General features: G+C 65.1%; 11 protein-coding genes. 3 read left to right on the forward strand and 8 right to left on the reverse strand.

Going from position 1 to position 7,491, the window contains the following annotated elements:
* Nucleotides 1-103 precede the first annotated feature (103 nt).
* Complete coding sequence (gene raiA / locus PV773_RS22785) at nucleotides 104-688, forward strand: ribosome-associated translation inhibitor RaiA (RefSeq protein ID WP_347968567.1); 585 nt, start codon at nucleotides 104-106, stop codon at nucleotides 686-688.
* A 66-nt stretch (nucleotides 689-754) separates the two neighbouring features.
* Nucleotides 755-1,219, forward strand: coding sequence for a PTS IIA-like nitrogen regulatory protein PtsN (gene ptsN, locus PV773_RS22790; protein WP_340041789.1), 465 nt, complete (start codon nucleotides 755-757; stop codon nucleotides 1,217-1,219).
* A 70-nt stretch (nucleotides 1,220-1,289) separates the two neighbouring features.
* Here the strand turns inward: ptsN and PV773_RS22795 are convergent, their stop codons facing one another.
* Nucleotides 1,290-1,547: a DUF1150 family protein gene (locus PV773_RS22795; RefSeq protein ID WP_340041787.1), complete on the reverse strand. Its 258-nt coding sequence runs from the start codon at nucleotides 1,545-1,547 to the stop codon at nucleotides 1,290-1,292.
* 62 nt (nucleotides 1,548-1,609) lie between these two features.
* Entirely contained in the window at nucleotides 1,610-2,035 is a 426-nt protein-coding gene (locus PV773_RS22800; protein ID WP_340041785.1) for an Hsp20 family protein, read from the reverse strand.
* Nucleotides 2,036-2,164: 129 nt separating this feature from the next.
* Between PV773_RS22800 and PV773_RS22805 the strand changes: the two genes are divergently transcribed.
* Nucleotides 2,165-3,106, forward strand: a complete 942-nt coding sequence (locus tag PV773_RS22805) for a nucleoside hydrolase (protein WP_347968568.1) — start codon at nucleotides 2,165-2,167, stop codon at nucleotides 3,104-3,106.
* Nucleotides 3,107-3,177: 71 nt separating this feature from the next.
* On the opposite strand, the gene PV773_RS22810 is transcribed toward PV773_RS22805, so the two are convergent.
* From PV773_RS22810 to PV773_RS22835, 6 genes are all read right to left on the reverse strand, one after another.
* Nucleotides 3,178-3,792 (reverse strand): LysE family translocator, encoded by a 615-nt coding sequence (locus tag PV773_RS22810; protein ID WP_347968569.1) that lies wholly within the window; start codon nucleotides 3,790-3,792, stop codon nucleotides 3,178-3,180.
* Between the two features lie 68 nt (nucleotides 3,793-3,860).
* The gene (locus tag PV773_RS22815; protein WP_347968570.1) at nucleotides 3,861-4,760 is read right to left on the reverse strand and encodes a ribokinase; all 900 of its coding nucleotides are present in this window, start codon (nucleotides 4,758-4,760) and stop codon (nucleotides 3,861-3,863) included.
* Between the two features lie 64 nt (nucleotides 4,761-4,824).
* Nucleotides 4,825-5,286: a hypothetical protein gene (locus PV773_RS22820; protein ID WP_347968571.1), complete on the reverse strand. Its 462-nt coding sequence runs from the start codon at nucleotides 5,284-5,286 to the stop codon at nucleotides 4,825-4,827.
* Between the two features lie 29 nt (nucleotides 5,287-5,315).
* Nucleotides 5,316-5,780, reverse strand: a complete 465-nt coding sequence (locus tag PV773_RS22825; protein ID WP_347968572.1) for a hypothetical protein — start codon at nucleotides 5,778-5,780, stop codon at nucleotides 5,316-5,318.
* Nucleotides 5,747-6,136, reverse strand: a complete 390-nt coding sequence (locus PV773_RS22830; RefSeq protein WP_347968573.1) for a hypothetical protein — start codon at nucleotides 6,134-6,136, stop codon at nucleotides 5,747-5,749. The genes PV773_RS22825 and PV773_RS22830 overlap by 34 nt, the downstream gene beginning before the upstream one ends.
* A 19-nt stretch (nucleotides 6,137-6,155) precedes the next feature.
* Nucleotides 6,156-6,623 carry a hypothetical protein gene (locus tag PV773_RS22835; protein WP_347968574.1) on the reverse strand — a complete coding sequence of 156 codons (468 nt, stop codon included), beginning with the start codon at nucleotides 6,621-6,623 and terminating at the stop codon, nucleotides 6,156-6,158.
* Nucleotides 6,624-7,491: the final 868 nt, after the last annotated feature.

Below are 7,491 nucleotides of genomic sequence, written 5' to 3' on the forward strand. Positions count from 1 at the left end.
GGACTTAAATTCGGTGTGCCATGCGAGCCAACGCTTGTTTGCATCGACCACGGGTATAAACTCGGATGAGTTTGAAGTCTGAACAGAAAAGGTCAGTTTTCAGATGAGCCTGCGCATTTCGGGAAAACACATGGACATCGGCGATGCGTTTCGCACACGCATCCAGGACCGCATCGGCGAAGCGATCGGCAAGTATTTCGATCGCGGCTTCTCCGGACACGTGAACGTGATGAAGTCCGGGTCGCGCTACACCGCTGACTGCATGGTGAGGCTCGATTCCGGCATGTCGCTGCAGGCGACCGGAGACGCACAGGACCCGGTAGCCGCGTTCGACGCGGCCGCCGACAAGCTCGAAACCCGCTTGCGGCGCTACAAGCGCCGCCTGAAGTCGCACGCTTCCGGCAGCGGCAACGGCGCCATGACCGACATTGCCTATTCGGTGGTGGCTGCGCTCGCCGACGACGACGAGGAAGTGCCCAGCGATTTCGCGCCTGCCATCGTCGCCGAGTCGACGATGGTCCTGAAGACGATGTCGGTGGCTTCCGCCGTCATCGAGCTCGACACCAAAGACAGCCCTGTCGTGGTGTTCCGCAATGCTCGCAACGAGCACCTCAACATCGTCTATCGCCGGCCGGACGGAAACATCGGCTGGATAGATCCCTCGACCGCAAAGGTCGCCCAGGGATAGTCGACACCGCCCGCATGCGGGGCAAACGGGCAATGCGGCGGTGTGCAGAGCAAGGGATATTTCAGAATGGATCTGAGTGATCTGATCGAGGTACCGGCGATCATGCCGGCCTTGAAGGCGAACTCGAAGAAGCAGCTCTTGCAACTTCTCGCCGAACGGGCCGCATCGATCTCCGGCATCCCCGAGCGGGAGGTGTTCGACACCATACTTCAGCGCGAACGGCTGGGGTCGACCGGTGTCGGCAACGGCATCGCCATCCCGCATGGAAAGATCGCCGGCGTGAAGCGCATCACCGGCGTCTTCGCGAGACTCGAAACCCCGGTTGATTTCGAGGCGCTCGACGACCAGCCGGTCGACCTCGTCTTCCTGCTCCTGGCGCCCGAAGGGGCGGGCGCCGATCATCTCAAGGCGCTGTCGCGCATCGCCCGCGTGCTGCGCGACGCGGACACCGTCGCCAAGGTCCGCGGCACGCGCGACGCGGCCGCCATCCATGCGCTGTTGTCGGAAGCGCCGGCGTCGCACGCGGCCTGATTGGTTTGTCGGGAAAAAAAGTTCGGAGGGGCCGCCCAGTGCGGCCCTTTTCATTTCGCCGGCAGCAAGGTCAGTGGATCGCGACCGTGGTCAGGTCGTTTTCCATCGCCCCGGCAAGCGCGCGGTCGCGCGCATCCGACAGCAGGATCGGTTCGCCGGTGGCGGCAAACAGCGCCCACAGCTCGAGGCCGGGAGCGATCTCCGCCATGCCGGGGAAGCGGCCGCGCAGTTCGTCGCTGGTCACTTTCCTGAGATAGGCGACCGAACCTTCGCCGAGATGGGCGAGTTCGCCCGCGGTGAGGATCTGCTTGTGGACAGCATTGGGCATTTTCAGCCTCCTTCTAGCCAGGACGCCATGATGGCCGCCCTGCATCAGAGCTTCGGCAACCTTTAGTCTGCTACCGATATGTTTATTTTCCGTACCAGCCGTTCGGCTTCCGGTCGGTCGAGATCGATCGAAAGCAGACCGTTCTTCAGTTCGGCCGCCGTCACCCGCATGCCGTCGGCAAGCACGAAGCAGCGCTGGAACTGCCGCGATGCGATGCCGCGGTGCAGGTATTCGCGTTCCCTGTCGTCGCTCTGGCGGCCCCGCACGATGAGCTGGTTCTCCTCGACGGTGACGTCGAGGTCGATCTCGGCGAAACCGGCGACGGCCAGCACAATCCGCAGCTTTTCGCCCCGCCCTTCGGCATCCCTGATGCGTTCGATGTTGTAGGGGGGGTAGCTGTCGCCCGTCTTGGCCAGGCGCTCCAGCGTCTTTTCCATCGTATCGAAGCCCAGCAGCAGCGGGCTCGAAAAGGGCGTCATGCGGCTCATGTTACAGCTTGTCCTCCAAGAGCGACATAATGCGGAAAAACCCAAGTGGCATTTCTCCGCCTGTTGCTGATATGGTCCGCCGCTTCGGCAACTTCAAGACTGCAAAAAACTGCCCAACAAGGAAAGAAAATGCCCGAACCGCGCAAGATCATCATCGACACCGACCCCGGTCAGGACGATGCCGTCGCCATTTTGCTGGCGCTCGGAAGCTCCGAGCTCGAAATTCTCGGCATTACTGCCGTTGCCGGGAACGTTCCGCTGAAGTTGACCGAAAAGAACGCCCGCAAGATCTGCGAACTGGCCGGCCGTCCCGACATCAAGGTTTTCTCAGGCGCCATCCGCCCGATGGTGCGCGAACTGGTCACCGCCGAGGAGGTACACGGCAAGACCGGCCTCAACGGTCCCGAACTGCCCGAGCCGACGATGAAGCTGCAGGAGCAGCACGCGGTCGACTATCTGGTCGAGACGCTGATGCGCGAGGAGGCGGGCACCGTCACGCTCTGCCCGCTCGGCCCGCTGACCAACGTCGCGCTCGCCTTGATCCGCGAGCCCCGGATTGCGCCGCGCATCAAGGAAATCGTGCTGATGGGCGGCGGCTTCTTCGAAGGCGGCAATGTCACGCCATCGGCCGAATTCAACATCTATGTCGATCCGCAGGCCGCCGACGTGGTCCTCCGCTCGGGCGTGCCGATCGTGATGATGCCGCTCGACGTCACCCACAAGGCGCTGACCACCACAAAGCGCATCGACGCGTTTCGCGCGCTCGGCACCCGCGTCGGCACCGCAACGGCCCAGATGCTCGAGTTCTTCGAGCGCTACGACGAGGGCAAGTACGGCACCGACGGCGGCCCGCTGCATGATCCGTGCGTCATCGCTTACCTTCTCAAGCCGGAGCTCTTCCAGGGCCGCCACTGCAACGTCACGGTCGAGATCGCCTCGGAGCTGACGATGGGCATGACGGTCGTCGACTGGTGGGGCGTCACCAAGCGCCCGAAGAACGCCACCGTCATGCGCGACATCGACCACGACGGCTTCTTCGCGCTGCTGGTCGAGCGTCTCGGCCGTTTGTGAGACGGACCGGCGCAGCGGCGCCGGATGCGGAAACGACGAGGGCGGCGCGAGCCGCCCTTTTGCTTTTTGGGCTATTTGGCCCGCGAGAAGGCGAGCCAGATGCCGCCGCCGATGAGGAAGCTGCCGCTGATACGCGACATCAGCTGGACGCGACGCGCGGACAGCAGCCTGCCGGCGCGGCCGGCGACGAGCGCGTAGGCCGAATCCGAGACGGCCGCGAACAGCATCGCGGTCGCGCCCATCACCACGATCTGCAATGCGTAGTCGCCCCGGGCGTCGATGAACTGCGGGAAGAAGGCACCGAAGAAGATCAGCGTCTTCGGATTGCTGATCGCAACCAGGAAGCCCTGCAGGAAGAAGCCGCCCCGGGGTTTCCTGGCGGACCCGTCTGCGGCCAGCTTTCCGCTGGAGCGGAACATCTGGACGCCGAGCCAGATCAGATAGGCGGCGCCCAGCAGGCGTATCCATTCGAACCAGTGGCCCATCGTCTCGATCGCCGAGGTCAGGCCGATGCCGACGATGGCGATCATGATGGCGAGGCCGGCCTGCGTGCCCAGCACGTTAGCAAGTCCGGCGCGGGTGCCGTGGCGCATGCTGGAGGCGATGATCAGGGTGACCGTCGGGCCCGGCACCAGCACGATGACGATGCAGGCAAGGACATAGGCGACGTAGAGTTCAAGCGACATGGCCACTCCTCCGATGGGTCGCCATGACTAAGCACGCCGCGCCGCCGCGTGTCCAGACGCCGCCTGGCTCAATCCTCGATTGCGTCGGCCACCTCGGCGGCCATCGGAATGGACGGCTGGGCGCCGGGCTTGAGGCAGGCGAGCGAACCCGCCGCCGCTGCGCGCCGGAGCGCGTCCTTGAGGTCGAGCTTGGCGGCCAGGCCCGCGGCGAGATAGCCGCAGAAGGTGTCGCCGGCGCCCACCGTGTCGACCGGCTTGATCTTGAGCGCATCGACGTGGACGAAGTCGTCGCCCGCGGCAGCCACCACGCCGTCGCCGCCGAGCGTGACGATCACGGTCGCCCCGGTGCGGCGGGCGAAGGCCCGCATGCGCGCCTGCCTTGCGCCCGCCGGCAGGCCGAGGGCTTCGGCGTAGAGGTCGAACTCGGTCTCGTTGGCGATGACATAGTTGGCCTTGCCGACGAAGCCTGCGGCCTCGGCCCGGAAGGGGGCGGTGTTGAGCAGGGTCACGGCGCCGGCCTGGCGCGCGGCGTCGAGAGCCGCATCCACCGTCGACAGCGGGATCTCGTGCTGGAGCAGCACGACGTCGCCCTTCTTGAATTGTGCCTTGGCGAGGTCTCCCGGCACGACCGTGCCGTTGGCGCCCGGCACGACCGCGATCATGTTCTCGCCGTCGGCGCCGACGAGGATCAGCGCGATGCCGGTGGCGGCGTGCATCTCGGCGACGCCCGACAGGTCGACGCCGCCGTCCTTGAGATAGGCGATCGCCTCGCCCGCGAATGCATCCTTGCCCACGGCACCCACCATGCGCACCTTTGCCCCGGCGCGCGCCGCGGCGAGCGCCTGGTTGGCACCCTTGCCGCCCGGGGCCGACTTGAATTCGCCTCCGGGGACGGTTTCGCCGGCGCCCGGCAGACGGTTGACGGTGGCGATGAGATCAAGATTGATGGACCCGACGACGGTGATCACGGCACTCTCCTGCTGGACACCGGAAGCTATAGCGCCTCCTGCGGGCTTTTCCAGATGGCGTGGCTCATTCGCAGCGAACCGTCACTTCGGCCTGGTAGGCGCCGGCCGGGAAGATGCCGGTCGACTTCGTCGCCGCAAGATCCACGGTCACGGTCTTGGTCCCGTTCGGCAGGCGGGTGACGATGCCGCCGGCGCGGGTCACGCCGTCGACGGTGTAGGTGCTGCTGAAGCTGACATTGGCGTCGCCGCCGCTCGGCGCCGAGAGGAAACTGGCCGGCGCCGGCGCCGACAGGCCGTAGCAATCGAGCAGGTTGAGGATCGTGCACAGGAGCGAGTTGGTGGTGACGCTGACCGATGCCGCCGAGCCGCCCGCCTGGGTGGAGGCGAGGGTGGAGATGGTCGGGTTGGCTATGATCGTACCGGGCTGTTGCACCATGATGGTGCAGGTGCCGATGATGGCCGCGGAGGCCCTGAGGCCGGTGCCGAGCAGAGCCGCGGCCGCGACCGACGCTAACCGCAATGACATCGCCGGAGCCCGCCGCATGGTCCGGCCGCCTATTTCTGCTTGCTGCCGTCGGTCCAGCCGGTGTCGGCCCAGCCGGATTTCGCGGCGATCGCGCCGGTCGTCTCGCCTTGTCCACTCAGCCCCATCTTCAGCAGCTTGAGTTCCAGCTGCAGCCGGGCCACCTCGAGTTCATAGAGCTTCGAGCAGTCCAGGCGCTTGGGCGTGCGGCCGATCGGTATGACGACGCGCCCATAGGTGGCGAGGTCGTTGTTGGACCGGTTGTTGCCCTGGATCACGCCGACGTCGAGGTAGGCGCCCGATCCCGAGACGGCCGAGCGGCAGGTGGTGCCGTCGGCGGCGCGGACCTCGTCCTGGCCCTGCGGCAGGGTCACGCCCGGCAACGTGAACCCGGTCTGGTTCTGGTTGAAGTTGTAGGTTTCCTCGGCCAGTGCCGTGCCGGGCAGGGCGAAGAGGGCAAGGGTCAGGAGCGTCGCTGTCCAAGGAATTTCCCGCATATCTGTGCCCTTATCTGCGTTTGCTCGCCGGGGAATGGGACGCTTTCGGTACAGATACGCACTTTACGCTCGGAGGCGCCGTCGAACGGAATGACGACGAGGACAGGTCTCGATGCTTCGGATCCCAGCATGAAGCTGTTCGGCGCGATTTCGGCCTTCACCGGCTGGAAGTCCTGGTCATAGACGCGGACGTCGATCCGGATCTTGTGGCCGTAGGGATTGGATGGGTAGACGCGGACGGCGAAGGCGCCGGTGAAGCTGCTCACCTCGCCGCGCATCGGCGACATCGACTGTCCCAGCGCTGCAGGGCTCGCCAGTGCCGCGGCAACCAGGGGAAGAAGGAAGATGGATCTCATGCCGTCCCTCCCGTCATGCCTATTCGCAGCGCAGGACCACGGTGGCCTGGTAGGCCCCGCTGGTGAAGCTGTTGGCCCCGCTCTTGGTACCGGTCAGATTCACCGACACGGTGGACAGCCCCGGGACCGTGAGGGGGGTCGACGAGCCGGTCTCGCTGATTGCGTGGGCGCCCGCCGACGAATAGGTGGGTGTCCAGGTCGTCGGCGTCGTATCGCCCGCAGGCACTGTCGGCGAGGCAACCGCGTCCACGCTGAGCGTGACGCCGCCGGTGGTCGCGAGCGCGACCGATCCGGGCGACCCGCCGGCGTTTTGCGAGCTCATCGACTGGAGCCCGGCGCTGACGGTCATCGTGCCGTTGCTGTTGATGACGAGCGTGCAGGTGGCCGTGACGTTGCCGTTGAAGATGACGCCTTGCGTCGCAGCCATGGATGCCTGCGTCATGCCGGCCAACGCAACGAGGCCGACAGCTTGCCAGCAGTATCTCATTCGCCACCCCCTAGAGGCTCAGAGTCCGCATTCTCTGGTGTGACGGTGCTCCCCTATGGTTAATTTCCTATTAATTGGCGCAGGGTCGCAAAATTTCGTCCTCATACATCGTAGTTGTTGCGCAGGTGGTTGCAGCATTCAGGAAAATATTATCTTGCGTTGTTTGCGTATATTTTGAGTTTTTTATGTAAAGTCCGGCCGTGGGATCATCCGTGCCGACTGGTCACGCAAGAAAGTTCAAAACTCAATGAAAGGAAAATTTTGAGGGATAAGCATCGATTGCATAGAAGTTGGGGCTAAAATAGCCGCGAGCCGGTTGCATATGCAGGGGCATAGCCGGTTTCAGTGCGAATGTAGGGCGAAGTCCGTCATATCGACTGATTAGTAGGAGGGATCGTTCTTCCCGGGAATGCTACGGCGGAAACAACCGTCGCGTGCATGACCGTGCTGTCAGTTGTCAGGGCATGGACGCATCAAGGCGCCGGCGGTCAGGCCGGCGCCCTGGTGTTTCGCATTCACTCGGCCGCTGCAGCTCCAGGCTCAGGCATGGCCCGCCTGCCCGCTCGGAGGCTAGGCCTCCGAGCGTCCTGCATTGCATAGGCCCGGAGCGGCAGATGCCGGGCGCCGATCAATCCTTGTTCTGTCCGGGAGGCACGTCAGGCGCCTTGTTGTGGCCACCCGAGTTTCCGGGATCGGTGTCGCCGTGTTCGCCGTCGGCACCTTCACCGCCGTTACCGGCGCCCGAATTCGGGTGATGGTGATCGCCGCCGCCGCCACCGCCGCCGCCGCCACCGCCACCGCCGCCGCCGCCACCGCCGCCGCCGCCACCGCCGCCGCCGCCACCGCCGCCGCCGCCACCGCCGCCGCC

Source organism: Mesorhizobium sp. CC13, assembly GCF_039907765.1.
In the GTDB taxonomy this organism is placed as follows: domain Bacteria; phylum Pseudomonadota; class Alphaproteobacteria; order Rhizobiales; family Rhizobiaceae; genus Aminobacter.

Excerpts from the sequence above, each read along its gene's own strand:
- raiA (WP_347968567.1), top strand. The coding sequence starts at position 104 with ATGAGCCTGCGCATTTCGGGAAAACACATGGACATCGGCGATGCGTTT.
- ptsN (WP_340041789.1), top strand. The coding sequence starts at position 755 with ATGGATCTGAGTGATCTGATCGAGGTACCGGCGATCATGCCGGCCTTG.
- PV773_RS22795 (WP_340041787.1), bottom strand. The coding sequence starts at position 1,547 with ATGCCCAATGCTGTCCACAAGCAGATCCTCACCGCGGGCGAACTCGCC.
- PV773_RS22800 (WP_340041785.1), bottom strand. The coding sequence starts at position 2,035 with ATGAGCCGCATGACGCCCTTTTCGAGCCCGCTGCTGCTGGGCTTCGAT.
- PV773_RS22805 (WP_347968568.1), top strand. The coding sequence starts at position 2,165 with ATGCCCGAACCGCGCAAGATCATCATCGACACCGACCCCGGTCAGGAC.
- PV773_RS22810 (WP_347968569.1), bottom strand. The coding sequence starts at position 3,792 with ATGTCGCTTGAACTCTACGTCGCCTATGTCCTTGCCTGCATCGTCATC.
- PV773_RS22820 (WP_347968571.1), bottom strand. The coding sequence starts at position 5,286 with ATGTCATTGCGGTTAGCGTCGGTCGCGGCCGCGGCTCTGCTCGGCACC.
- PV773_RS22825 (WP_347968572.1), bottom strand. The coding sequence starts at position 5,780 with ATGCGGGAAATTCCTTGGACAGCGACGCTCCTGACCCTTGCCCTCTTC.
- PV773_RS22830 (WP_347968573.1), bottom strand. The coding sequence starts at position 6,136 with ATGAGATCCATCTTCCTTCTTCCCCTGGTTGCCGCGGCACTGGCGAGC.
- PV773_RS22835 (WP_347968574.1), bottom strand. The coding sequence starts at position 6,623 with ATGAGATACTGCTGGCAAGCTGTCGGCCTCGTTGCGTTGGCCGGCATG.